Origin of the sequence: Bradyrhizobium yuanmingense (genome assembly GCF_900094575.1) — a bacterium.
GTDB lineage: Bacteria > Pseudomonadota > Alphaproteobacteria > Rhizobiales > Xanthobacteraceae > Bradyrhizobium > Bradyrhizobium yuanmingense.
This window is the reverse complement of sequence record NZ_FMAE01000004.1, coordinates 529086-552696: the sequence shown is the minus strand read 5'-3', so window position 1 is coordinate 552696 and position 23611 is coordinate 529086. Positions and strand designations below refer to the sequence as shown.

The 23611-nt window shown below is 64.6% G+C and carries 25 protein-coding genes; 14 read left to right on the top strand and 11 right to left on the bottom strand.

Features of this window, described 5'->3' with window-relative positions:
* Positions 1-16: 16 nt before the first annotated feature.
* Entirely contained in the window at positions 17-1789 is a 1773-nt protein-coding gene (gene aspS, locus GA0061099_RS16140; protein WP_036022757.1) for an aspartate--tRNA ligase, read from the bottom strand.
* 197 nt (positions 1790-1986) lie between these two features.
* Between aspS and GA0061099_RS16135 the strand changes: the two genes are divergently transcribed.
* Genes GA0061099_RS16135 through GA0061099_RS16120 form a run of 4 tightly spaced genes read left to right on the top strand, consistent with a single transcriptional unit; the run spans position 1987 to position 4732 of the window.
* Positions 1987-3459, top strand: coding sequence for a protein adenylyltransferase SelO (locus GA0061099_RS16135; RefSeq protein WP_036022765.1), 1473 nt, complete (start codon positions 1987-1989; stop codon positions 3457-3459).
* A 12-nt stretch (positions 3460-3471) separates the two neighbouring features.
* Complete coding sequence (locus GA0061099_RS16130) at positions 3472-4044, top strand: SEL1-like repeat protein (protein WP_036022756.1); 573 nt, start codon at positions 3472-3474, stop codon at positions 4042-4044.
* On the top strand, positions 4041-4475 hold the full coding sequence (locus tag GA0061099_RS16125) for a hypothetical protein (RefSeq protein WP_036022754.1): 435 nt from the start codon (positions 4041-4043) through the stop codon (positions 4473-4475). The genes GA0061099_RS16130 and GA0061099_RS16125 overlap by 4 nt, the downstream gene beginning before the upstream one ends.
* Positions 4472-4732, top strand: a complete 261-nt coding sequence (locus tag GA0061099_RS16120; protein ID WP_036022752.1) for a hypothetical protein — start codon at positions 4472-4474, stop codon at positions 4730-4732. Before GA0061099_RS16125 ends, GA0061099_RS16120 begins: the two co-directional genes overlap by 4 nt.
* Here the strand turns inward: GA0061099_RS16120 and GA0061099_RS16115 are convergent.
* On the bottom strand, positions 4713-5723 hold the full coding sequence (locus GA0061099_RS16115; RefSeq protein ID WP_050995864.1) for a M23 family metallopeptidase: 1011 nt from the start codon (positions 5721-5723) through the stop codon (positions 4713-4715). The two genes, GA0061099_RS16120 and GA0061099_RS16115, sit on opposite strands and share 20 nt — an antisense overlap.
* 251 nt (positions 5724-5974) lie before the next feature.
* Between GA0061099_RS16115 and GA0061099_RS16110 the strand changes: the two genes are divergently transcribed.
* From GA0061099_RS16110 to GA0061099_RS16095, 4 genes are read left to right on the top strand one after another with little or no spacing between them, the layout of a single operon-like run.
* The gene (locus GA0061099_RS16110) at positions 5975-6826 is read left to right on the top strand and encodes a phosphodiesterase (protein ID WP_036022751.1); all 852 of its coding nucleotides are present in this window, start codon (positions 5975-5977) and stop codon (positions 6824-6826) included.
* A 1-nt stretch (position 6827) separates the two neighbouring features.
* Positions 6828-7778, top strand: a complete 951-nt coding sequence (locus GA0061099_RS16105; protein WP_074447895.1) for a carbohydrate ABC transporter permease — start codon at positions 6828-6830, stop codon at positions 7776-7778.
* Positions 7775-8644: a carbohydrate ABC transporter permease gene (locus GA0061099_RS16100; RefSeq protein WP_036022745.1), complete on the top strand. Its 870-nt coding sequence runs from the start codon at positions 7775-7777 to the stop codon at positions 8642-8644. The genes GA0061099_RS16105 and GA0061099_RS16100 overlap by 4 nt, the downstream gene beginning before the upstream one ends.
* Positions 8645-8655: 11 nt before the next feature.
* The gene (locus GA0061099_RS16095) at positions 8656-9987 is read left to right on the top strand and encodes an ABC transporter substrate-binding protein (RefSeq protein ID WP_036022744.1); all 1332 of its coding nucleotides are present in this window, start codon (positions 8656-8658) and stop codon (positions 9985-9987) included.
* A gap of 76 nt (positions 9988-10063) precedes the next feature.
* On the opposite strand, the gene GA0061099_RS16090 is transcribed toward GA0061099_RS16095, so the two are convergent.
* Positions 10064-11053 (bottom strand): zinc-dependent alcohol dehydrogenase family protein, encoded by a 990-nt coding sequence (locus GA0061099_RS16090; protein WP_036022743.1) that lies wholly within the window; start codon positions 11051-11053, stop codon positions 10064-10066.
* A gap of 103 nt (positions 11054-11156) precedes the next feature.
* Between GA0061099_RS16090 and GA0061099_RS16085 the strand changes: the two genes are divergently transcribed.
* Positions 11157-12056, top strand: coding sequence for a LysR family transcriptional regulator (locus GA0061099_RS16085; protein WP_036022741.1), 900 nt, complete (start codon positions 11157-11159; stop codon positions 12054-12056).
* 350 nt (positions 12057-12406) lie between these two features.
* Complete coding sequence (gene rnd / locus GA0061099_RS16080; RefSeq protein ID WP_036000537.1) at positions 12407-13555, top strand: ribonuclease D; 1149 nt, start codon at positions 12407-12409, stop codon at positions 13553-13555.
* A gap of 168 nt (positions 13556-13723) precedes the next feature.
* Here the strand turns inward: rnd and GA0061099_RS16075 are convergent, their stop codons facing one another.
* From GA0061099_RS16075 to GA0061099_RS16060, 5 genes are all read right to left on the bottom strand, one after another.
* Entirely contained in the window at positions 13724-15106 is a 1383-nt protein-coding gene (locus GA0061099_RS16075; protein ID WP_036022740.1) for an aspartate aminotransferase family protein, read from the bottom strand.
* Positions 15107-15302: 196 nt separating this feature from the next.
* On the bottom strand, positions 15303-15473 hold the full coding sequence (locus GA0061099_RS41165) for a hypothetical protein (protein ID WP_167361657.1): 171 nt from the start codon (positions 15471-15473) through the stop codon (positions 15303-15305).
* A gap of 30 nt (positions 15474-15503) precedes the next feature.
* A complete protein-coding gene (locus GA0061099_RS16070; RefSeq protein ID WP_036000543.1) occupies positions 15504-16067 on the bottom strand; it encodes an isochorismatase family protein in 564 nt (187 codons plus the stop codon).
* A gap of 25 nt (positions 16068-16092) precedes the next feature.
* Positions 16093-16713: a GNAT family N-acetyltransferase gene (locus GA0061099_RS16065; RefSeq protein ID WP_036000546.1), complete on the bottom strand. Its 621-nt coding sequence runs from the start codon at positions 16711-16713 to the stop codon at positions 16093-16095.
* The gene (locus GA0061099_RS16060; RefSeq protein ID WP_036022739.1) at positions 16700-17317 is read right to left on the bottom strand and encodes a hypothetical protein; all 618 of its coding nucleotides are present in this window, start codon (positions 17315-17317) and stop codon (positions 16700-16702) included. The genes GA0061099_RS16065 and GA0061099_RS16060 overlap by 14 nt, the downstream gene beginning before the upstream one ends.
* Before the next feature lie 68 nt (positions 17318-17385).
* Between GA0061099_RS16060 and GA0061099_RS16055 the strand changes: the two genes are divergently transcribed.
* A complete protein-coding gene (locus tag GA0061099_RS16055; RefSeq protein ID WP_036000552.1) occupies positions 17386-18426 on the top strand; it encodes a LysR family transcriptional regulator in 1041 nt (346 codons plus the stop codon).
* Between the two features lie 17 nt (positions 18427-18443).
* Here GA0061099_RS16055 and GA0061099_RS16050 read toward each other — a convergent pair whose 3' ends face one another.
* Positions 18444-19610 carry an autotransporter outer membrane beta-barrel domain-containing protein gene (locus GA0061099_RS16050; RefSeq protein ID WP_074447894.1) on the bottom strand — a complete coding sequence of 389 codons (1167 nt, stop codon included), beginning with the start codon at positions 19608-19610 and terminating at the stop codon, positions 18444-18446.
* A gap of 380 nt (positions 19611-19990) precedes the next feature.
* On the opposite strand from GA0061099_RS16050, the gene GA0061099_RS16045 reads away from it, so the two are divergent.
* Entirely contained in the window at positions 19991-20197 is a 207-nt protein-coding gene (locus GA0061099_RS16045) for a cold-shock protein (RefSeq protein WP_027576280.1), read from the top strand.
* Between the two features lie 87 nt (positions 20198-20284).
* Here the strand turns inward: GA0061099_RS16045 and purN are convergent, their stop codons facing one another.
* Positions 20285-20938 carry a phosphoribosylglycinamide formyltransferase gene (gene purN / locus GA0061099_RS16040; RefSeq protein WP_036022748.1) on the bottom strand — a complete coding sequence of 218 codons (654 nt, stop codon included), beginning with the start codon at positions 20936-20938 and terminating at the stop codon, positions 20285-20287.
* A 14-nt stretch (positions 20939-20952) separates the two neighbouring features.
* Positions 20953-22026 (bottom strand): phosphoribosylformylglycinamidine cyclo-ligase, encoded by a 1074-nt coding sequence (gene purM, locus GA0061099_RS16035; RefSeq protein WP_036000563.1) that lies wholly within the window; start codon positions 22024-22026, stop codon positions 20953-20955.
* Positions 22027-22182: 156 nt separating this feature from the next.
* On the opposite strand from purM, the gene GA0061099_RS16030 reads away from it, so the two are divergent.
* Both GA0061099_RS16030 and GA0061099_RS16025 read left to right on the top strand, forming a co-directional pair.
* Complete coding sequence (locus GA0061099_RS16030; protein WP_025035876.1) at positions 22183-22725, top strand: CDP-alcohol phosphatidyltransferase family protein; 543 nt, start codon at positions 22183-22185, stop codon at positions 22723-22725.
* Positions 22726-22817: 92 nt separating this feature from the next.
* The gene (locus tag GA0061099_RS16025; protein WP_036022747.1) at positions 22818-23495 is read left to right on the top strand and encodes a P-loop NTPase family protein; all 678 of its coding nucleotides are present in this window, start codon (positions 22818-22820) and stop codon (positions 23493-23495) included.
* Positions 23496-23611: the final 116 nt, after the last annotated feature.

Below are 23611 nucleotides of genomic sequence, written 5' to 3'. Positions count from 1 at the left end.
AGGCGTAGCCTCACCTTCACTTCTGCGGCAGGTTCACCCGGATGTGCAGCTCGCGGAGCTGTTTCGTGGTGGCTTCCGACGGGGCGCCCATCAGGAGGTCCATGGCCTGCTGGTTCATCGGGAACAGCGAGATCTCCCGTAGATTCGTGGTGCCACAGAGCAGCATCACGATGCGGTCGACGCCGGCGGCCATACCGCCATGCGGCGGCGCGCCGTACTGGAAGGCGCGGTACATGCCGCCGAAGCGGTCGACCACTTCCTGCTCGCCGTAACCTGCGATCTCGAACGCCTTCACCATGGCTTCCGGCACGTGGTTGCGGATGCCGCCCGAGGCGATCTCGTAGCCGTTACAGGTGATGTCGTACTGGAACGCCTTGATGGTCAGCGGATCCTGCGACTTCAGCGCATCGAGGCCGCCCTGCGGCATCGAGAACGGGTTGTGCGAGAAGTCGACCTTCTTGTCGTCCTCGTTGTACTCGTACATCGGGAAGTCGACGATCCAGGCGAGCTCGAACCGCTCCTTGTCGGTGAGGTTCAATTCCTCGCCGACCTTGTTGCGGGCGAGACCTGAGAACTTCCAGAACTTGTCGGGATCGCCGGCGACGAAGAAGGCGGCATCGCCTTCCTTGACGCCGAGCTGCGCGCGGATCGCGGCGGTGCGCTCGGGCCCGATGTTGTTCGCGAGAGGACCTGCGCCCTCGCCGCCCTCGCGCCACATGATGTAGCCAAGGCCGGGCTGGCCCTCGCCTTGCGCCCACGAGTTCATGCGGTCACAGAAGGCACGGCTGCCGCCGCCCGGTGCCGGGATCGCCCAGACCTGGTTCTTGGGATCTTCGAGCATGCGCGCGAACACCTTGAAGCCGGAGCCGCGGAAATGCTCGGAGACGTCCTGCATCTCGATGGGATTGCGCAGGTCCGGCTTGTCGCTGCCGTACTTGCGCAACGCCTCGGCGAACGGAATCCGGCGCCAGCCCTTGGTCACCGGCTTCCCCTTGGCAAACTCTTCAAAGACGCCCGTGATCACAGGCTCCATCGCCGCGAAGACGTCTTCCTGCGTCACAAAGCTCATCTCGACGTCGAGCTGGTAGAACTCACCGGGCAGACGGTCGGCGCGCGGGTCCTCGTCGCGGAAGCAGGGCGCGATCTGGAAGTAGCGGTCGAAGCCCGACATCATCAGCAGCTGCTTGTACTGCTGCGGCGCTTGCGGCAGCGCGTAGAACTTGCCGGGATGGATGCGCGACGGGACGAGGAAGTCGCGCGCACCTTCCGGCGAGGACGCGGTCAGGATCGGCGTGTTGAACTCGAAGAAGCCCTGCCCCTCCATGCGCCGGCGCATCGACTTGATGATCTCGACGCGCGTCATGATGTTCTGGTGCAGCTTCTCGCGACGCAGATCAAGGAAGCGATACTTGAGGCGGATGTCTTCGGGATATTCCTGGTCGCCGAACACCGGCAGCGGCAGGTCGCCGGCCGGTCCCAGCACCTCGATCTCGCTGATGTAGACCTCGACCTTGCCGGTCGGCAGGTCGTCATTGTCGGTGCCATCGGGGCGGCGGCGGACCTTGCCGTCCATCTTGACCACGAATTCCGAGCGCAGCTTTTCGGCCAGCGAGAACGCCGGCGAGTCCGGGTCGACCACGCACTGGGTCAGGCCGTAATGGTCGCGCAGGTCGATGAACAGCACGCCGCCATGGTCGCGGACGCGATGGACCCAGCCGGAGAGGCGGATGGTCTCGCCGATATTGCTCTCGCGGAGCGCGCCGCATGTATGTGACCGGTAGCGATGCATGGTCGTCCCAAAATCAATGTCTGAAGGAAGCGAATCGAACGGCCCGTGATGGCCGGACCGAAGTTGCGGCAGGGTTTACCCCGGCAGGACGGGGGCGGCAACCAAGGGAACGGCCGGATTTGGACCTCAGGTGCCCATTTTTGGCTTATCCGGGGGCGAACCTTTGCCGATTGACGTTCCAGCCCTATCTTGAGGTCATGACGGTGCATTTCCCCTTCCAGAACTCCTATTCGGCGCTGCCGGACAACTTCTTCGCCCGCGTCGCGCCGACCCCCGTCGCCGCGCCCCGGCTGATCAAGCTGAACCGGCCGCTGGCGGTCCAGCTCGGGCTTGATCCTGATGTGCTGGAGACCCCTGAAGGCGCGGAAATCCTGGCCGGCAAGACGGTTCCCGCCGGAGCGGATCCCATCGCCATGGCCTATGCCGGGCACCAGTTCGGGCATTTCGTGCCGCAGCTCGGCGACGGCCGTGCCATCCTGCTCGGCGAGGTCATCGACAAAGACGGCGTCCGCCGCGACATCCAGCTCAAGGGAAGCGGCCCCACCCCATTCTCCCGCCGCGGCGACGGCCGCGCGGCGCTCGGCCCGGTCTTGCGCGAATACATCGTCAGCGAGGCCATGTTTGCGCTGGGCATCCCGACCACGCGCTCGCTCGCCGCGGTCGTCACCGGCGAGCACGTCATCCGCGAGACCGCGTTGCCCGGCGCGGTGCTGACCCGCGTCGCCTCCAGCCACATCCGCGTCGGCACTTTCCAGTTCTTCGCCGTCCGCCGCGACACCGAGGCGATCCGCCGGCTCGCCGATCACGTCATCACGCGCCATTATCCGGACCTGCTCCACGCCGAGCGGCCGTATCACGCCCTGCTCGCCGCCGTGGTCGCGCGCCAGGCCGAGCTGATCGCGCGCTGGCTGCTGGTCGGCTTCATTCACGGCGTGATGAACACGGACAACAGCTCGATCTCGGGCGAGACCATCGATTATGGCCCGTGCGCCTTCATGGATTCCTACAATCCTGCCCAGGTGTTCTCCTCGATCGACGAGATGGGCCGCTACGCCTATGCCAACCAGCCGCGCATCGGCTTGTGGAATTTGACGCGGCTTGCCGAATGCCTGCTGCCGCTATTTTCGGACGAGCAGGAGAAGGCCGTCGCCGAAGCCCAGGACATTCTCGGCGCGTTCTCCGACCAGTTCAGCGCGGCCTATCAGGCCGGCTTGCGCAGGAAGGTGGGCCTGTTCACGGAGCGCGACGGCGACGATGCGCTGATCCAGGACCTGCTCGACGCCATGGCCAAGAACCAGGCCGACTTCACCCTCACCTTCCGCAAGCTCGGCGAGGCCGCCGGCGATGAGGCTGCGGACGTGCGCGGCCAGTTCATGGAGCCCGCAGCCTTCGACGAATGGGCCGGCCGCTGGCGCGCACGCATCGCGCTGGAGCCGCAAACCGCCGCCGAGCGCCAGGCCGCCATGCACGCGGTCAACCCGCTCTTCATCCCGCGCAACCACCGCGTCGAGGCCGTGATCCAGGCCGCGGTGAACGACGACGATTACGCGCCGTTCGAGGAGCTGGTGAAGGTGCTGGCGAGGCCGTTCGACGACCAGCCGGAGTACGCCGCCTACGCCGATCCGCCGCTGCCGGATCAGCGCGTGTTGCAGACGTTCTGCGGGACGTGAGGCAAGCGGAATATGCATCCCGAATGGCGCCTCGAAGTGGCGGAACTACTTGTTGCCCGACGCTATTCGGAAGCGCTCACGCTGGTTCGCCAAGCGATCGAGGAAGGCAACATGTCCGCACGCGTGATTCTCGCGAAGATGGGCGAGAATGCAGGCCTCGTGCGTGATGAGGTCGATCGTCTGATCGATGAGGTCGAAACTACCATGGCCCCCGCAGACGTCGAAACGCATCTCGAATTGAGTAGCGCGTATGACCGAAGGCTCGGCAACCTCCCCTATCTCGAGAAGGACAGGCGGTGCTTCGATCACCTGCTGAAAGCGGTCGAACTCGGAGCCGGACCGGTTTACACGACCGCGCTGGCCATCAAATACGGGATGGGCACGCTGTCCGTTGAGGCCAATCAGGACGAGGCCGTCCGCTGGCTCAAACATGCAATCCAGCAAGGTAGCGTTGAAGCCGCCGATCAATTGCAGAGGCTCTATCGACACATCGAGCAAACGCGGCGCAAACGCGAGACCTCCGGCAGCAATGCGTCCGCCCACTCGGTCACTCTGGTCCAGCGAACTGAGAGCGATCGGTCGTGATCACGCAACTCCCGGACGACTTTCGGTTCTCCGGACCCGAAATGCCGCTCTGCTCCCTCGCAATTCGGATCGCAGACCTCGCAAAACGCTTCGGCTTCACGTTGATCCATTATCAGGACGACGGCCTCGGCTGGGCCGCCTCGATGTTCGTGAGGCTGGAATCCGGGCGGCCCCTCTTTCTGACCGAGCACGCGCATGCAGTCGAGCACCTCGGCGCAAAGGGCCCTGTGGTCGAGGTTGATGCGCAAGATATCGCGGAGATCGATGCCAAACCATTTGTCGGCGAAGTGTTGGAGGCTTTCCAGCTGTCACTCCAGGATGCCGACTGGATCACGCCGGTCGACAGGGCCTATGCGCGCGATTGGATCCGCTGGTGGGCCGACCATGTTGCGAAGCGAGATCGAGCGGGCAACGGAGAGTCGCCGACATGAATGATCCACTCACTGCCGACGAGATCGAGGCGATCAAAGCGCGATGCGAACAGGCTACCGCCGGTCCGTGGAAATCGTTCATCGAGACGCGCGAGAATATCAGCGGATCTGACTTCATCCAGACCGAAGGCGAGGATATTTACCTCACCGGCGCAACGGAAGCCGATCAGGACTTCATCGCTCACGCGCGGCAGGACATTCCAAGACTGATCGCCGAAATCGAGCGTTTGCGCACCCCTACTTCGTCGCCTTCCTGACGCCGCCGAACGATGCCACGTCGAATTTCTGAGGATCGACGGTCTCGTAGCGTGACCACTCCATGTCCGGCATCTTGCCGTAGCGTTCGCTCCAGGCCTTGTCCGTCGTCGTGTTGCCGGGAGCGACGGGGCGAAGCTCGAAATGCAGCACCTTGCTCGGGCCGATCTCGCCGATCGTGTCCTTCGCTTTGACGGTCGCTCCCACCCTAAGTGTCTCGCCTTTCGGACCGACCACGCGGCCGAGCTGGACGTAGCGCGTGTAGACGATGCCGCCATTGGGATAGGTGTGCTTGAGCACGACGTATCGGCCGCAGCCGCCGATCCCGGGAAAATCGGCCGGCGCCTGCTCGCCGGTCTCGATCTTGACGATAACGCCGTCCGCCATCGCTGCCACCGGAGCGCCCGCCTTGTCGGCAGTGAAATCGACACCGGGATGCTCGTCGTGGGTCCAGCATCCGCAGGATGTCATCGTCGTGTCCGCCGGCTTGTCGGCACGTGGAAAGCTGCGCGGGGTCAGGAATTCGTTGACCAGCAGTCCCGGCCCGTCGGGCGAGGTGAAGGCATGGATCGCATAAAGCGAGAGCTTGCCGCCGACCGGCACCTCGTTCGGGAGAAACCCGTAAACCACGTCCTGCATAAAGACCTTGAGCTCGCGCCCCTTGGCGGAGCGCACCGTGATGCAGTTGGTCGCCTGCAGGCTGTCGGCATCCTGCTTGGGCATGCCGCTCATGATCAGAGACCGCTTGAGCCCTCCGTTGGCACACGGCTCGCCGTGAGAGGCCAGCGTGACATCGAGCTTCAGCGGCGACATTGGGTAGACGTCCATGCCGGTGGCGGGCCGCCGGCGCGCCAGGAATTCGTCGAGATCGGTCTCCTTGTAGCGGGCGAAGTTGAACTCGGCCGCGGTCGCACGCGGACCGGTGCTCAACACGGCAAGCAGGACGGAGAGAGAAGCAAGCAATCCCAGCTTGCGGAAGACTCGCGGCGGCATTGGGGAAACTCGTGATGCAATGAGGCTTGGACCAGCAAACCATGACCGCATCTTCACGGCAAGGTAGCTTCTCCACTGCAGCGCAATCGTGAGGCGCCGTCCCCGTCGCATCTGCCCGCCGAAGCGTGTCCACATGTTCAGCAGGCCAGGGGAACCGCTGTCATCAAACTGAAACACACGCGCTCTAACGGGCTGACAGCGCCGTCTTGCCGGAGGCGCCGATCCTCCAACCGTCCCGATTTAGGCGCGCCATGCCCTTCAAATTCATCCACCTCACCGACACGCATCTCGCGAATCCCGGCTCGATGCTCTACGGCCTCGATCCGCGCGCCCGGCTGGATGCGGCGATCGCCGACATCAACAAGCACCAGTCCGACGCTGCGTTTGCGGTCGTGACCGGCGATCTCACCCATTGGGGCGAGCCTGAGTCCTACGCCAACTTCGCCGAGGCGATGACGGCGTTGAAGATTCCCTACATCGCGATGGTCGGCAATCACGACAAGCGCGTCACCTGCCTGGACGCGCTGAAGGCGGCGCCGCGCGATGCCAACGGCTTCGTGCAGGGCACGCGCACCACCGAGCACGGCCTGTTCGTCTTCCTCGACACGCTGGACGAGACCAGCCATGCCGGCGAGATGTGCGCAAAGCGCCTCGGCTGGCTGGCGAGCACGCTCGCCGCCGCGTCCGCCGACCAGGAATTCGTCGTGTTCATGCACCATCCGCCCTTCCCGGTCGGCGTCCACGCCATGGACGAGATCGCGCTGAAGCAGAGCGCCGAATTCGCGGAAGTCATCGCGCCCTATCGCGCGCGGATCCGCCACCTTTTCTTCGGCCATGTGCACCGGCCGATCTTCGGCAGCTACGGCAAGATCCCGTTCTCGACGCTGCGCGGCACCAACCACCAGGTCTGGTTCGAGCTCGACGTTGCGGCCAGCGAGCATCTCGCCAGCCACGAGCCGCCGGCCTACGGCGTCGTGCTGATCGACGACGAGAACCTCGTCGTGCACAGCCACGATTTCCTCGACCAGAGTCTGCGCTTCCCCTTCGAGCCACCGGCGGGAGTGGACGGCCGCGACTACGCGCTCAATTTCCGGGCGCGATGAGATGAGCCTCGCTGAACCCGCGGCTCTCCCGGTCGCGACGTCGGCGGCACCGCGTCTGCACCTCCTGAAGCGGTTCACGAGCCGCTTCAAGGCCTCGCTGCCGGCCTATCTGCTGCTCCTGCCCTCGCTGGTCTTCCTCGCGCTGTTCACCTATGGCGCGATGGGGCGCGTGCTGATCGATGCGCTCTATCAGCGCGCGACGCCGAAGGCGCCGGTGCGTTTCGTCGGCTTTGAGAACATCAGCGCGGTGCTTGCCGACCCCGCTTTCGCAGGAGCCGTCGTCAACAATTTGATCTACGCCGTCGGCACGGCAGTGCCGAGCATCGCGCTTGCGCTGTTGTTCGCGCTGGCGCTGGCGCGCACTCATGCCGTGAACAGCGCGCTGCGCGCCGCGCTGTTCCTGCCGGTGCTGATCCCGATGGTCGCGGCCTCGGCGCTGTTCCTGTTCATCTTCCTGCCGAATGTCGGCCTGCTCGACTATTACATCGGCCGGCTGCTGCCGGTGCTGCCGAACTGGCTCGGCGATCCCGACATCGCGCTCTATGCGATCATGGTCATCACGATCTGGAAGAACGCCGGCTATTACATGCTGTTCTTCCTCGCCGGCCTCCAGGCCGTGCCCGAGGACGTGATGGAGGCGGCGCATCTCGACGGCGCCGGACCGTATCGGCGGCTGCGCCATATCATCCTGCCGGAGCTCAAGCCCACCTTCCTGTTCGTCACCGTCATCGCCACGCTGAATGCGGTGACGCAGGTCGACCACGTCTTCGTCATGACTCAGGGCGGACCGTCCAATTCGACCAACCTCGTGCTGTTCTACATCTACCAGCAGGCGGTCGAGCACTACGACATCGGCAAAGCTTCGGCGGCGACGCTGCTGACGCTCGCCGCGCTGATGGCCCTCACCGCGCTGTCCTTCCGCACCATGGCGAGCCGCGAGGGCGGGCCATGAAGCTGTTTGATACGCTGTGGAAGGACGCCCCGCTCGCCACCCGCGGCGAGATCACGCCCAAGCTCGGCTTCGCCCTGACCGTGCTGCTCGCGATGGTCTGGCTGATCCCCTTCCTGTGGATGGTCGTCGCGACGCTGCGCCCGGCCTCCGACGGCATCAACGCCATGGCCGAGCTGATGCCGAGCCTCAAGCCCACGCTCGACAATGTCAGGGACGCCTGGGAGATCGGCGACTTTCCGCGCTACACGCTCAACACCACGATCATCTGCACCGGCATCCTCCTGGTGCAGTTCGTCACGATCACGCTGGCCGGCTTTGCCTTTGCGCGCCTCGATTTCGCCGGCAAGACGCCGATCTTCCACCTGTTCCTGATGCAGCTGATGCTGGTGCCGGTGCTGCTGATCGTGCCGAACCTGTCACTGGTGGCGCAGCTCGGTCTCTACGACACGCTCACCGGGGTGATGATGCCGTTCTTCGCCTCGGCCTTCGGCACCTTCCTGATGCGCCAGGCGTTCGAGGCCATTCCGACCGAGCTGGAAGACGCCGCGCTGATCGATGGCGCCGGTCTGTTCCAGCGCATCCGCCACATCTACGTGCCGCTGTCGATGCCGAGCTTCTCGGCCTTCGCCATCATCTCCGTGACCAGCCACTGGAACGACTTCCTGTGGCCGCTGATGGTGATCAATTCGCCGGACAAGCGCCCGCTCACGATCGGCCTCTCCGTCTTCACCAAGACCGCCGAAGGCACGCAGGCCTGGGGCACCATCGCCGCCGGCACGCTCATGGTGATCGCGCCTCTGCTCGTCGCCTTCCTGATCTTCCAGAAACGCTTCATCAGCTCTTTCGTCACCTCAGGCATCAAATAGGAGATTTTCCGATGCTGTTCTCCCGCAGGCTCATGCTCGGCCTGGCCATGGTAGGCACCATGGCAGGCGCCCTCGCCGTTCCGGCCAAGGCCGAAGGTCCGACCGAGGTCGACCTGTTCTTTCCCGTCCCCGTCGACGGCAAGCTCGCCCGCGACATGGGCACCCTGATCAAGGAGTTCAACGAGACTCATCCCAACGTCAAGGCGACTGCCGTCTACACCGGCTCCTATGACGACACGCTGATCAAGACGCGCGCCGCGATCAAGGCCGGCAAGCCGCCGGCCGCCGTGATCATGTCGGCGAACTTCCTGCTCGACATGCAGATCGAGAACGAGCTCACCAATCTCGATGCGCTGATCAAGGCCGACGGCACCACCAAGGAGCAGTTCCTCGGCCAGTTCTTCCCGGCGCTGCACGGCAATGCCGTGATCAACCGCTCGGTCTACGGCGTGCCGTTCCACAATTCGACGCCGCTGCTCTACATCAACGCCGACAAGGCCAAGGAAGCGGGCCTTGATCCGAGCAAGCCGCCGCAGACCTGGGCCGAGCTCACCGACTGGGCCAAGAAGCTGACCAAGCGCGAGGGCGACAAGGTGACCCAATGGGGCATCGCGATCCCCTGCGCCTACGACTATTGCGGCTGGATGATGGAAACGCTCACCATGAGCAATGGCGGCCGCTACTACAACGAGGAGTTCGGCGGCGAGGTCTATTACGACACGCCCTCGATGCTGGGTGCACTGACCTGGTGGAACGACCTGATCTACAAGCACAAGGTCCACACGCCCGGCGCTACGCCTGGTCCTGCCGTCAGCACCTCCTTCATCTCGGGCAATGCCGCGATGATGATGCTGTCGACGGGCTCGCTCACCTATGTGCGCGACAACGCCAAGTTCCCCTACAAGGTCGCCTTCATCCCGCGCAACGTCCGCAACGCGGTACCGATCGGCGGCGCCTCGCTGATCATGCCGGCCGGGCTTGAGGCCGACAAGCAGAAGGCCGCCTGGACGCTGATCAAGTGGATGACCTCGCCCGAGAAGAGCGGCTGGTGGAGCCGCGCCACCGGCTATTTCGCGCCGAACATGGCCGCCTACACGACGCCGGAGATGGTCGAATTCCTGGGCAAGAACCCGGACGCCAAGACCGCCGTCGAGCAGCTCGACGTCGCAAAGCCGTGGTTTGCGACCTACAAGACCGTGCCGGTGCGCAAGAACCTCGAGGACGAGGTGATGCTGGTCCTCAACGGCAAGAAGCAGCCGAAGGAAGCCCTCGCCGCTGCCCAGAAAGCCGCCGACGAGACGCTCAAGCCGTACAACGCTGAGACGTCGCTGAAGCTGCCGTAAAATCGGTAGTCCATCGCACGAACAAGCTTCGGCGCCCCGTCATGCGGGGCGCCGAATGCGTTGGGAATGTGCTCGATCAGATCGTCACCACGATCTTGCCGAACTGATCGTTCGACTCCAGAAACCGATGCGCTTCGACGATGTCCTCGAAGCGGAACGTTCGGGCGATGACAGGCTGCAACGTGCGATCCGACAGCCCGTCGAGAATGAACGCCTTGGCCTGCGCGAGGCGCGCGGGATTGCGGATGATCTCGTGCACGAGGTAGCCGCGCAACACCAGGCTCTTCGTCAACACGTTGAAGAGCGGAAACGGCGTCGGCTCAGGACTCAATCCACCATATTCGATCAGGATTCCGCCCGGCGACATGGCCGCGGTCAGCGGCTCGAACGCGGGACCACCGACGGCGTCGAAGACGACGCGGACCCCGTTAGATCCGGCGATCGCCTCCAGCCGCGCCCGAATGTCGTCTTCGTCCGAGGCGACGACATGGGCCGCGCCGGCATCGCGCAAGGCCCCAAGCTTGGCCGAGGTCCGCGTCAGCGCGACCGCGGTCGCGCCGACCCGGTTCGCAATCTGAATCGCCGCAATCCCGACGCTGCTGGATGCAGCGGTGATGGCGACGATGTCCCCTCGACCAAGTCGGGCGATGTCGACCAAAGCGCCGTAGGCCGTCAGATACTGCATCCACACGGCCGCCGCCTTCTTGAAGCCGAGCTCCGGCGGATGTTTCACGATGAGTTCGGCCGGAAACGTCGCGAGCTCGGCATAGGCCGGCCGTCGCACCATCGACAGCGGCGGCACGATGCTCACGATATCGCCCGGCACAAAGCTCGTCACATCGTCCCCGACCGCTTCGACGATGCCGGCCGCCTCGAGACCCAGCCCAGATGGAAATGTCGCGCGCTCGATATAGGTCCCCGCTCGCAACAAGGCCTCGGCGCGATTGAGGCCGAGTGCCTTGACCCGGATCTGCACCTCGCCCGTCGCCGGTGGCGGAACATCGATGGTTTCGATGCGCAGCACGTCGGGACCACCATGGCGATAAAAGCGAACGGCGCGGGCCATGGATGCACTCCAAAACAGTTGAACTGAATAGAGCTATGCCGATCCGTGCGAAGAGAATAAATCGCCCAAGCAAGCCAAAAGTCGAAACCAGGAGTTTTCAATCATGGACCGCCTGACCAGCATGGCCGTCTTCGTCAGAGCCGTCGATCTCGGCTCGTTCGCGGCTGCGGCCGATGCCCTGGAGATGTCGGGGCCGATGGTTGGCAAGCACGTCCGTTTCCTCGAAGAGCGCCTCGGGGCACGGCTCCTCAACCGCACCACTCGGCGCCAGAGCCTGACCGACGCCGGCCAGGCCTACTACGAACGCTGCCGCGCGGTGCTGAGCGAGGCCGAAGCCGCAGATAGCGTCGTTGCCGACCAGTTGTCGGAGCCGCGCGGCAGGCTGCGCGTCACCATGCCGGCCCTGCTGGGACGGCACTGCATTGCGCCGTTGCTGATGAAGCTCGCGCGGAAATATCCGCATCTCGAACTCGACCTCTCGTTCGCCGATCCGATTGCCGACATCGTCGAGGCCGGCTACGATCTGGCAATCCGAACCGGCGATCTCGACGACCAGTCCGGCCTGATCGCACGGCGCATCGCAAGCCAGCGCATGGTGGTATGTGGCGCGCGGTCGTATTTGCGCACGAGCGGCAAGCCGAAATCGCTCGACGATCTCGCCGCCCATCAAGCGATCATCTATCGCGGCTCAGGGCGTGTCCGGCCGTGGCTCTTTCCGCAGGAGGGCGGGCCTCCGCGCGAGATCATGCCATCGGGCCGGCTCCGACTCGACGACCTGGAGGCGATTGCCGATGCCGCGGCACAAGGCATGGGTCTCGCCTGGCTACCCTATTGGCTGGTCCGCGAGCGCCTCGATACGGGTGCACTGGTCAATCTCTTCAGCAGTCAGCCCCCATTCCTCTACGAGTGCCACGCTCTCTGGCCGCGCTCACCCCGGCTGCCGCCGAAGGTGCGCGCCGCCGTGGACATCCTCGCGACCGGCTTGCCGAAGCTGATGGCGTGACCATGGCTGCGCCCAATTAACTTCTCGTCCACCATCCGCCCCGGCCCGCCGCCGGTAACCATCACAATTAACAGACCCTCAACGCACCCCGACAAATCTATCAATGTTTCTGGAGATTTCGCCGTGGATCTGTTGGTTATCGAGTTCCTGGGACTGGCGCTGGTCGCCATGTGCGTCCTCGTGGTGGCGCTGCCCTGCGCACGAAAATCCTCCCAGCGGGTCCGCTACGAATAGGATTTTCGTCGGAAAGAGACGATTCCGGCCCGATGCAAGGCTCGAATTCGCTCAGAGCCCCTTGACATCACAGCACTTTCGGCGGAACGGCTGATACCAAGTGTCATGGGCCGTTCATGGATTTAATTACCACCACCGCTGACCTCGCGGCTGCCTGCAGCCGGCTGGCCAAGCACCCCGTCATAACAGTCGATACCGAATTCCTGCGCGAGACCACTTACTACCCGCTGCTGTGCGTGGTGCAGATGGCCAGCGCCGAGGAAGCCGTGGTCATCGACACCCTGGCCGAGGGGATCGATCTCAAGCCGTTCTTCGAGCTGATGGGCAACGAGGGTGTGCTCAAGGTGTTTCACGCCGCCCGCCAGGACATTGAGATCATCTGGCACCAGGCGGGCATCATCCCGCACCCGGTGTTCGACACCCAGGTGGCTGCGATGGTGCTCGGTTACGGCGACAGCATCGCCTATGACGCCCTGGTCGAGAAGGTCACCGGCCACCGCCCGGACAAGACCCACCGCTTCACCGACTGGTCGCGCCGGCCGCTGACCAAGGAGCAGATGCATTACGCGGTCTCCGACGTCACCCATCTGCGCGACGTGTTCGCCGCGCTCGACGCCGACCTGAAGAAACGCCGCCGCAGCGAATGGGTCTCCATCGAGATGGAGGTCCTGACCTCCCCCCGCACCTATGATTTCCATCCCGAGCGCGCCTGGGAGCGCCTGAAGACGCGGGTCCGCAAGCCCAAAGACCTCGCGGTGCTGATGGAGGTCGCGGCCTGGCGCGAACAGGAGGCGCAGAGCCGCGACGTGCCGCGCGGCCGCGTGCTGCGCGACGAAGCCGTCACCGACATCGCGACCCACGCGCCGACCACGCTGGAGAAGCTCGCCCACCTTCGCTCGGTGCCGAAGGGGTTCGAGAAATCCAAATGGGGCGCGGACATCATCGCCGCGGTCGAGCGGGGGCTGGCGCGGGACTTCTCGAAGCTGCCCAAGCTGGAGAAACCGCGCAACAATTCCAACGGCGCCGCCATCGTCGAGCTGTTGAAGGTGCTGTTGCGGATGACCGCCGAGCGCCACGCAGTCGCAAGCAAGGTGATCGCGACCGTCGACGACTTAGAGGAGATCGCGGCGGACGATGAGGCCGACGTGCCCGCCTTGCGCGGTTGGCGCCGCGAGCTGTTCGGCGACGCCGCGCTGAAGCTCAAGCGCGGCGAGCTCGCGCTCGCGATCGAGAAAGGCCGCGTGATCGGGGTGCAGCGGGCGTAGGGGCACGCTGTCGCGCCGATTTCCCGTCATTGCGAGCCAACGGCTCCGCGCGAAGCGCGGGCCCGATGACAGGTTCAGGGAAGCAATCCAGAATTCCTCGTCGGAAACAGTCTGGATTGCTTCGTCGCAAGAGCTCCTCGCAATGACGACGGAGAGAGCGACGAAGCCTTACGCCGGCGTCAGCTTCGCCACTTCGCTCTTCATGTCGTTCAGCACGCCGGAGATCGCGTCCACCAGTTCGTCGATCTGGGCCTTGGTCGTGATCAGCGGCGGGCAGATCGCGATGGCATCGAGCATGTTGCGCGAGATCACGCCGCGCTCCTGGAGCATGCGGCTGGCGATGCCGCCGACGGCGCCCGGCGTAGTGGCGGCGGTCTTGCGCGCCTTGTCGAGCACGAGCTCGAGCGCGGCGATCATGCCGACGCCGCGGACCTCGCCGACCAGCGGGTGGCTGGCGAGTTCACGCAAGCGGCCCTGCATGTAGCCACCGAGCTCGGCCGCGTGTGCGACGAGGCCGCGCTCCTCGATGATCTTGAGGTTCTCCAGCGCAATCGCCGAGCCGACCGGATGGCCGCCCGCGGTGAAGCCGTGGCCGAGCACGCCGATCTTGTTGCTCTCGTCCGCGATCGGCTCGAACATGCGGTCGTTCAGGATGATCGCCGAGAGCGGGAAATAGCTCGATGTGATCTGCTTGGAGACGACGATCGCATCGGGCTTGATGCCGTAGGTCTCGCAGCCGAACATCTTGCCAGTGCGGCCGAAACCGCAGATCACCTCGTCGGCGACCAGGAGAATGTCGTACTTCTTCAGGACCTTCTGGATCTTGTCCCAATAGGTCGCCGGCGGCACCACGACACCGCCCGCCCCCATCACCGGCTCGCCGAAGAACGCCGCGATCGTATCCGGCCCTTCCTTCTGGATCAGGGCGTCGAGCTCCTCGGCCCGGCGCGTGGCGAAGGCTTCCTCGCTCTCGCCGGGGGCGCCGTCCTTGTAGAAGTGCGGCGAGCCCGTATGCAGGATGTTCGGCAGCGGCAGGTCGAACGAGCGATGGTTGTTCGGCAGGCCCGTGAGGCTGGCGGATGCGATGGTGACGCCGTGATAGGCACGCAGGCGGCTGATCACCTTCTTGCGCTGCGGTTGGCCGAGCGCGTTGGAGCGATAGGCGATCAGCTTCAACACGGTGTCGTTCGCTTCCGAGCCGGAATTGGTGAAGAACACCTTGCTCATGGGCACCGGCGCGAGCGCGACCAGCTTCTCGGCGAGGTCGATCGACGGACCGTGCGATTTGGCGGAGAACGTATGGTAGAACGGCAGCGCCTGCATCTGCTTGTGCGCCGCCTCGACCAGTCGCTTCTCGTTGAAGCCGAGCCCGACGCTCCACAGGCCCGCCATGGCTTCGAAATAGCGCTTGCCCGACGCGTCGAAGACGTAAGGCCCCTCGCCGCGCTCGATCACCAGCGGACCGGCCTGCTGATGCGTGCGCGCATTGGTGTAGGGATGGAGCTGATAGGCCACATCCCGGGCCTCTTGCGAATTGGGCAGCATGGACATTTGCGATGATCCCTAAAAGCGTCACGCCGCCGGCGGGCCGGCGTCATCACTCGATGGCGAGTACTTGTCTCAAGTACTTGGCTATTGCCACGACGCAAAACTTGCAATGCCAATTCGTCGGCGGCAAGCGCTCAGCAGCGATGCACAAAGCCGCACATGACAGGACCGCGGATCGCAGAATCGGGCTGGGCAGCTCTCACGCCGCGCCGTCGTCGTCCACTTCGTCGGTGGCGGAAACGGCTTCCCTCACCTCCATCAGCGCCATCGAGAGCAAGTAGACCGTGGTAGGCAGCCCAAGCCTGCGCGCCTTCTCGGCGGCATGCGACAGATCGCTCGCCAGCTCCTTGAGCTCGTCTCCCCGCGACAATTCTCAACCCCATCGACCGGCCGCGGCCGCCTACACCGCAACGGCGCCGCTGGTTCTGATCAGTTCGGCGCTAGACTGGACTGTAGCAAAATTCGCAATGACATCCACTACCGCATGCCGGTAGGCCGCGGCATCGTCCGTGCCCGGCTGCCGGCAAGCCACCGCGTCAGTGATCACATGGTAGCGATGACTGCGGTGAAACCCCTCGACGGCAGTGGCCAGGATGGTCTCGTCCAGGGAAAAGCCGATCAGGATGCAGCGTGTGGTGCGGATAGCGGACATGTGGCCGCCAAACCGCGACGAGCTGTAGGCGGACGGCAGCGGGTGCTCGAACGTCATCTCGCCCGGTTGTGGCCTGGTCTCCGCGATCCAATCGGTCAGCCTGGATGACGGATTGAACCAGGCCGCCTGCGCGATGCGCTTCAGATGCATCACCGGCCATAGATTGCTGCGCCACAGCGTCAGGAGTTCCAGGCAGCGCGCCGCCGTCGCATCGCCGTCGCGGATAACGTGACGGCGGCCGGGAGTCAGGTACTCGACCTGAAGATCCGCACAGACCAGGATCGGCGGATCATCGTGCATTGAAACCAGCATCGAGTTGCGCGCAGCTGCACCTGTTTCAGCGGTCGGCGAGCGCGAGGTCCCGCAGCGGCGAGGTCACCGCCCGCCCGGCCGAGGCATCGAGCACGCCAGGACGGTCCCAATCGCCCTCGGGACGAATAATCACATAGGGATCGCTATCCAGCGTGATGGCGTCCGGGCCCGGCTCGATCTCCAGCAGCATCTCCGTGTAGGAGAAATCCGAGAACGTGATCTTGCGGTTGTGACCGAGCGGCTTGGCGCCGAAATGGGCCCAGAAATCGACCAGCCGGTCCTGCGCCTGGCCGTAGATCTTGCGAAAGCCCTTGCGCTTCACATAATCGACACTGGCCTGCACCAGCTTGAACGAGACGCGCGAGCGCCGATATTGGTGACGCACCGCAAGCCGCTCCACCTTGGCGAAATCGCCGAAGAAGCGCACCCGCAGGCAGCCCGCAGGCTCGTTGCCGACGAAGCCGATGAAATGCGCCGCGACCATGTCGTTGCCGTCGAACTCCTCCTCGAACGGACAATCCTGCTCGGCGAGGTAGACCGCCGAGCGGATGGCGGTCACCAGCATGAGATCGCTTGGGTCGCGCGCGAGGCGGATGGTGATGGCGCGGGAACAGGGCTTGGCGACTGGAATCCTAGTACCGTGCATCTGCAAAGCTCCTTGATTGGATGATCGCTCCCGGCATGCGTATCGGCTGTCGATGCCAGGGCCGCTCGTAGCACCAAAGGTCGGGTTGGAAGCTCGGGACGGGCGCAAAGCCTGTCGCCTTCATGATGTCGCGTCCGGCCACCGTTGACGGCTGCGCATAGCAATCCGCATCGCGAAACCTTATCTGCCGCAGATGAGCCGCGGCCTTACCGAGACCGGCGATGCCGCGGCCCGTCGCCGCGATCGCCCAGATGTAGATGGCAGCGACGTCTTCGTCTGCCGATGCGAGATAACGCGTCTCGGGCGCGGTGAGGCAAATCTCGTCGAGCAGCAGCGCGTCATGTCCGCGGTCATTGAGAAACAGGAAGGCCATGCCGCCGACGAGCTTGCCTTTGCGGCTGAATGTCAGGATGCTCTGGGGATCGAAGACGTAATATTTGGCAAGCTCCGCCGTCCCGATCTGCACGCCCGGCACCAGCCGGTGCGCCATCTCCGAAAGCGCTCCAATTTCGGAAAATTGCGCACAGCGGACGTCGACGTCCGGGCTCAACGGCAAGGCATCGAAATCATGCCTTGCGGCAAACGTGCCCCTTTCCATACTCATGTCGCGCCTCTATCGTTCGAGGCTTTCATGCCCCGCTACGACGAGCTTAGCGGTTGGGGATCAGGAGTATGCAGCAGTTATTGCACCGGGGTGCTGCGATGATGCAGCACCGTGAAGAAGCCCTGGGCGCGTCCTGGGATGATTTGAAGCTGTTTTTAGCGTGCGCAAAATTTAAAAGTTTTCGGAATGCCGCCGAAGAGCTCGGCCTCACCTCCACCACGCTGATGCGCCGCATCGACCGGCTCGAGGAGAGCATTGGGTGCAAGCTGTTCCTGCGCGACCAGAGCGGGCTGACGCTCAGCGATGAAGGCGCCGCGATGATCGCCGACGTCACGCATATGGAGCGTCATGCCTTCAACGTCTTCCGCCGCGCGGCGCGGTCCTCGAACGACACCTCGGGCACCGTTCGCGTCGCGGTGACGGAAGGCCCCGGCAATTTCTGGATCCTGCCGCGGCTGATCGACTTCCAGAAGACGTACCGCAAGATCACGGTCGATCTGCGCTGCGCGATGGAGCAGGCCGACGTCGCGCGGCTCGAATCCGATATCGCGATCCAGCTCGAGCCGCCGACCAATCCCGATCTGATCGTCGCCAAGCTCGGCCGCCTCCACATCTATCCCTTCGTCTCCAAGGAGTATGAAAGCCTCTACGGCGTGCCGGCAACGCTCGCCGAACTGAACAATCACCGCATCATCAAGCAGAGCGCGCCGCAGGTCGACGACGGCGCCTATGCCCGCGTGCTCGGGCTGAAGTCGCTCGAAGGCATCGTCGGGATCAAGACCAATTCGTCGGTGGGCGTGCTCTACGCGGTGGAGCGCGGCGCCGGCATCGGCTTCCTGCCGACGGTATCGATCGCGCTCGGTGCGCCGCTCGTTGCGGTCGATCTCGGCGTCAGCCATCACGCCGATCTCTGGCTCACCTATCACAAGGAGTTCCGCAGCTCCGAGCGGCACAAGATCGTGGTCGACTGGCTGAAGAAGATCTTCGATGCCAGGACCTATCCCTGCTTCCGCGACGAGTTCATCCATCCGAACGCGCTGGTGCCGATGATGACGGCGGCGCGCGAGGGCTTTGGCCTGGCGGGATACGTGGCGACGGCGCCGACTTAACGCAGGCGAGCGTCAGCTCACCATTTGTATTCGAAGCCGAGCGTGCCCTGGTGCGAGGTGAGCTCGTTGCGAAATTTGCCGTCGTAATTGACGTAGAGCCTCGCCACGTTGGTCAGGCTGAGCGAAGCCGAGGCGCCGGCATCCGCGCCGTAACGGCTCTCGCCGATGCCGGGGACGATGATGTTCTGGGCGCCCAGACTGACCTGGATGGATCCGAGGTCCTGGTGGAAATTGTCGACGAACTTGCCGTAGGCCGAGAGGTCCAGGATCTTCTGGTCGATGATGAAATAGCGGCCGACCTCGGCCCCGAGCATGGCGCGCGCGCGCGAGAGCGCCGACGAGCCGACGTTGAGCGGATCGAGCCCGCCGGTCTCCTGGAACGCGGCGCTGGTGGCACGCACATATTCCAGCGCGCCCTTGGGCACGATGCGCATCTCGTCCTTGGTCCAGTAATAGCTGATCTCGGTCAGCGCGCCGGCCACGGCGGCGCGATAGCGCGCGGTCGCAAGGCCAAGGCCGGTATCGCGGCTGGAATGGACCTTGCCGAAGCCGTGCACCACGGCAAAGGCCCAGGTCCATGGGCCCTTGTCGACCGAGCCGCTGAAGCCGAGCTGGGTGAGATCGAGGGTTGCGGATTGCAGCGCCAGCGGCACGTCGATGTCGGTGTGGCTGTGGTCGACGGAGAATCCGATGTTGACGCCGGGTGCGAGCCGCGCGCCAAAGCCGGCAACGCCGCCGAAGGTCTTGCGCTTGTCGCCGACGAAGTCGCCTTGCGCATCGGTGCGGACCGAAAGGCCATAGCCCTCGAACCAGGTGCGGTAGCGCGGATCTTCCGCAGCCACCGAGGCGCCGCCGCCGCCCGGATTGGTGCGGAACGCCCGGTTGACGCCGCCGGAGGCCTGATTGCCGAGCCGCTCCAGAAAGCCTGAGCCGAAATTGAGCATGCTGTTGCCGGCTGACTGATTTTGATTGGTCGAGGTCGGCGACGGAATCGGGGTCGGTGACGGCGTGGGTGTCGGCGTGGGCGTCGGGGTCGGTGTGGGCGTGCTTTGCGCGAAGCCGGGGCTCACGGCCGCCATCGGCACTACCAGGGCAAACGCCATCGCAAGCGCAGCCGCGATCCGGCGGACGCAGTCCAACCCGATCGTCTGCCGTGTCCCGGAGAGCTGCGCGGCGCAGCGCATGCGATGAATCCCGAAAGCGAAGTGGCGGGCGCGCAAAAATGCAACACGGTCTGCGGCGCTTGCGGCGATTTGGGCCGAACTGCCACGAGGGGTCAACCGGTCGGCGCATAACGGCCGAGGCTATTGCACCGATTGTGGTTCTGCTGCCACAGGTCGCAAATCGCGCTTGAAGGCACCCGGCTTGCTCTTGAAATCCGCGCGCGGCTTGCTAGCCGGCGAATTTCATGTTGCAATAACGTTCACAATCGGAATTGGCCGTTTGCTGTGCGTTTCGCGACATTGCGCCTCAAGACTCGAACAGACTTCCGGGAGCCCGTTTGTGGCGTGGCACGCGAAAAAAGCGGCCGCGTCGTTTTTATATCTAGTGGAGGAGACGAGCGATGCCGCAAAAGGGCACCGTCAAATGGTTCAACCCGACAAAGGGCTATGGGTTCATCAAGCCGAATGGCAGCGACAAGGACGTGTTCGTCCACATCTCCGCCGTCGAGCGTGCCGGACTTTCCACCCTCAACGAGAACCAGGTGGTTGAATTCGACCTCGTGGAGAACCGCGGCAAATCATCCGCGGAGAACCTCAAGGTTTCCTGATGTCTCTCGCGGCATGCGAGCGATCATGACGTTGCCCCCGGCTCTGCCGGGGGATTTTGTTTGTGGCGCCGAAACGGCGACGACTCTTCAGCGCGCCACCGGCGATACCAAAAAATTCTCCGACGCTGCGCTTCCCGCCGTCTTGCAGACATCGCCCTCGATGCGGACCTTGCCGGCCGCGAGCAGCCGCAGCGCCTCGGGATAGATGTGGTGCTCGACCTCGAGGATGCGCTCCGACAGCGTCTCCGCGGTGTCGTGGTCGCTGACGGGAACCGCGCCCTGCATCACGATCGGGCCGGCATCGGTCTCGGGAATGACGAAGTGCACCGTCGCGCCGGAGAGCTTGACGCCGGCGCGCAGGGCCTGGCCGTGCGGGTCGAGGCCGGGGAACGATGGCAGCAGCGAGGGATGGATGTTGAGCATCCGCCCGTACCAGGCCTTGGTGAACTCGGCCGTGAACAGGCGCATGAAGCCGCCGAGACAAATCAGCTCGATGCCGTGCTTGTCGAGCGCGGCCTGCAGCACCGTCTCGAAGCCGGCGCGGTCCTTGCCGAACGGCTTGCTTTCGATCACCTCGGTGGTCACGCCGCTCGCCCGGGCGCGTTCGAGGCCGGGCGCATCCGCCTTGTTCGAGATGACGAGCGAGATCTCCGCCGGGAAATCCGCGGCGGCGGCTGCCCTGATCAGCGCAGCCATGTTGGAGCCGCGCCCGGAAATCAGGATGGCGACGCGGCGCTTCATCACGGCGCCAGTCATTATAGCGCCATGTCGAGGTGGCCGTTATAGACGACGCGGTGCTCGCCCTCGGCCGGAATCACGGTGCCGAGCTGCGCCACGGTCTCGCCGGCGTCGGTGAAGACTTCGACGACCTTGTCGACCTTGTCGGGCTCGACGATCGCGATCATGCCGATGCCGCAATTGAAGGTGCGCAGCATTTCCAGCTCGGCGATGCCGGCTTGGGCCGCCAGCCATTTGAACACCGGCAGCACCGGCAGGCGTGCCAGGTCGATGCCGACACCGAGATGCTTCGGCAGCACGCGCGGGATGTTGTCGGTGAAGCCGCCGCCGGTGATGTGGGCGAGCCCCTTCACCGCCCCGGTCTCGCGGATCGCGCGCAGGCAGGATTTCACGTACAGCCTGGTCGGCGTCAGCAGCGCGCCGCCGAGCGTCATCACCGGCGCGAACGGCGCCTGCGCCTCGAAGCCGAGGCCCGACTGCTCGACGATCTTGCGGACCAGCGAGAAGCCGTTGGAATGCACGCCGGACGAAGCGAGACCGATCACGGCATCGCCCGCGGCGATGTCCTTGCGCGGCAACAACGTACCGCGCTCGGCGGCGCCGACGGCAAAGCCGCCGAGATCGTAGTCGCCGTCCTTGTAGAGGCCGGGCATTTCGGCAGTCTCCCCGCCGATCAAAGCGCAGCCGGATTCGCGGCATCCCTCCGCAACGCCCGCGACGATGGCGGCCGTGGCCTCGGGGTCGAGCTTGCCGCAGGCGAAATAGTCCAGGAAAAACAGCGGCTCGGCGCCCTGGACCACGAGGTCGTTGACGCTCATGGCGACGAGGTCGATGCCGATGCCGCCATGCAGGCCGGTCTCGATCGCGATCTTGACTTTGGTACCGACACCGTCGGTCGCGGCCACGAGGACCGGATCCTTGAAGCCGGCCGCCTTGAGGTCGAACAGGCCGCCGAAGCCGCCGATCTCGGCATCGGCGCCCGGCCGCGCGGTGGCGCGCACCATCGGCTTGATCAGGTCGACCAGGCGGTTGCCCGCGTCGATATCGACGCCTGAATCGGCGTAAGTGAGGCCGTTTTTGCGGTCGGTCATGCCCGATTTCCAGTGGGTTTGCGGCTGGTTACGTTGAATTCCGGGGACGCGCAATGGCTCGCATGGCGCTCCCCGCTATACTATGTAGACATATCAACCGGTTCAGCCTGCAACGGGCCGGATTTGAGGTCAGAACCGGTGCCGGGAAGCGCTTTCGTGAGTATTCCGAATATCATTACCTTGGGCCGCATCATGCTGGTCCCGATCATCGTCTGGGCCATCGTGTCGAGCCAAATGGAGGTGGCGTTCGCCGTCTTCCTGATCGCCGGCATCAGCGATGCCGTGGACGGCTTTTTGGCCAAGCGCTTCAACATGACGAGCGAGCTCGGCGCCCTGCTCGATCCGCTCGCCGACAAGGCGCTGCTGGTCTCGATCTACATGGCGCTCGGCATCTGGGGCGCGATCCCGCGCTGGATCGTGATCCTGGTGGTCTCGCGCGACATCATGATTGTCGCCGCCGTGATCGTGTCCTGGTTGTTCGACCGGCCGGTCGAGATGAAGCCGTCGAAAGTCTCCAAGCTCAACACGGTGGCACAAGTGGCATTCGCAGCTTTGGTGCTGGCGGCGCTTGCCTTCGGCTTCAAGCCCGCGCCTTATGATATCATCCTGATGGGTCTCGTCACGGTCTTCACGCTCTCCTCCGTGTCGCTCTATCTCGTCGAGTGGCTGCGGCACATGAGCACGATCGAGGCCAAATGAGCGAGGAAGCAGCCCAGCAAAAGGCCAAGTCCCGCACCATCAAGTCGAATCTCTACAAGCGGGCCGGCGCGCCGGCATGGAGCAGAGCAAGCGTGGCAGGCCGCGTTCATCCCCGACAATTGGCGTTTGCGCTTCCGCATGCGGAGAGCCTCAGCCGGGACAACTTCCTCGAAGGCCCCGCCAATGCGGCCGGTCTCGGCCTCATCGACGGCTGGCCGGAATGGCCGAACCGGATCATGTGGCTGGCGGGCCCGGAGGGAAGCGGCAAGAGCCATCTCGCCGCGATCTGGGCCGAGGAAGCCGGCGCCCGCTCGACCACCGCCAATGCGCTGACCGCAATGGACGTGCCCGGCGCGCTCGCCACCGGCGCGCTGGTGGTCGAGGATCTCAAGGCTGGGGACTTCGACGAGCGTGCCCTGTTTCACCTGATGAACCTCGCCCGCGAGGACGACGCCTACGTCCTGTTCACCGGCCGCGAGGCGCCGGCCGCGCTTCCGATCGAGCTTCGCGACCTGCGCTCGCGCCTGCGGGCCGTTCCGGCGGTTACGCTGATGCCGCCCGACGACCAGCTGTTCCGCGGCCTCATCGTCAAGTTCTGCGCCGACCGCCAGCTCAATGTGGACGAGAGCGTGGTCGGCTACCTCGCGACGCGCCTGGAGCGGTCCTCGGCCGCCGCCCGGCGGGCCGTCGAGCTGCTCGACAGCGAAGCCCTACGGCTCGGCCGTCCCGTCACCCGGGCGCTGGCCGCTGAGCTGCTCCGGGACGCCTGACAAGCTCGCGGGCCCGCTTGACGCGGCGCGGGGGCGGAACATCAATGTCATCGAAACGTCATCGCTCTAACACATGCTCCCGCCGATTTTTGCGCTTGAGTCGCAATTGGGGTGAA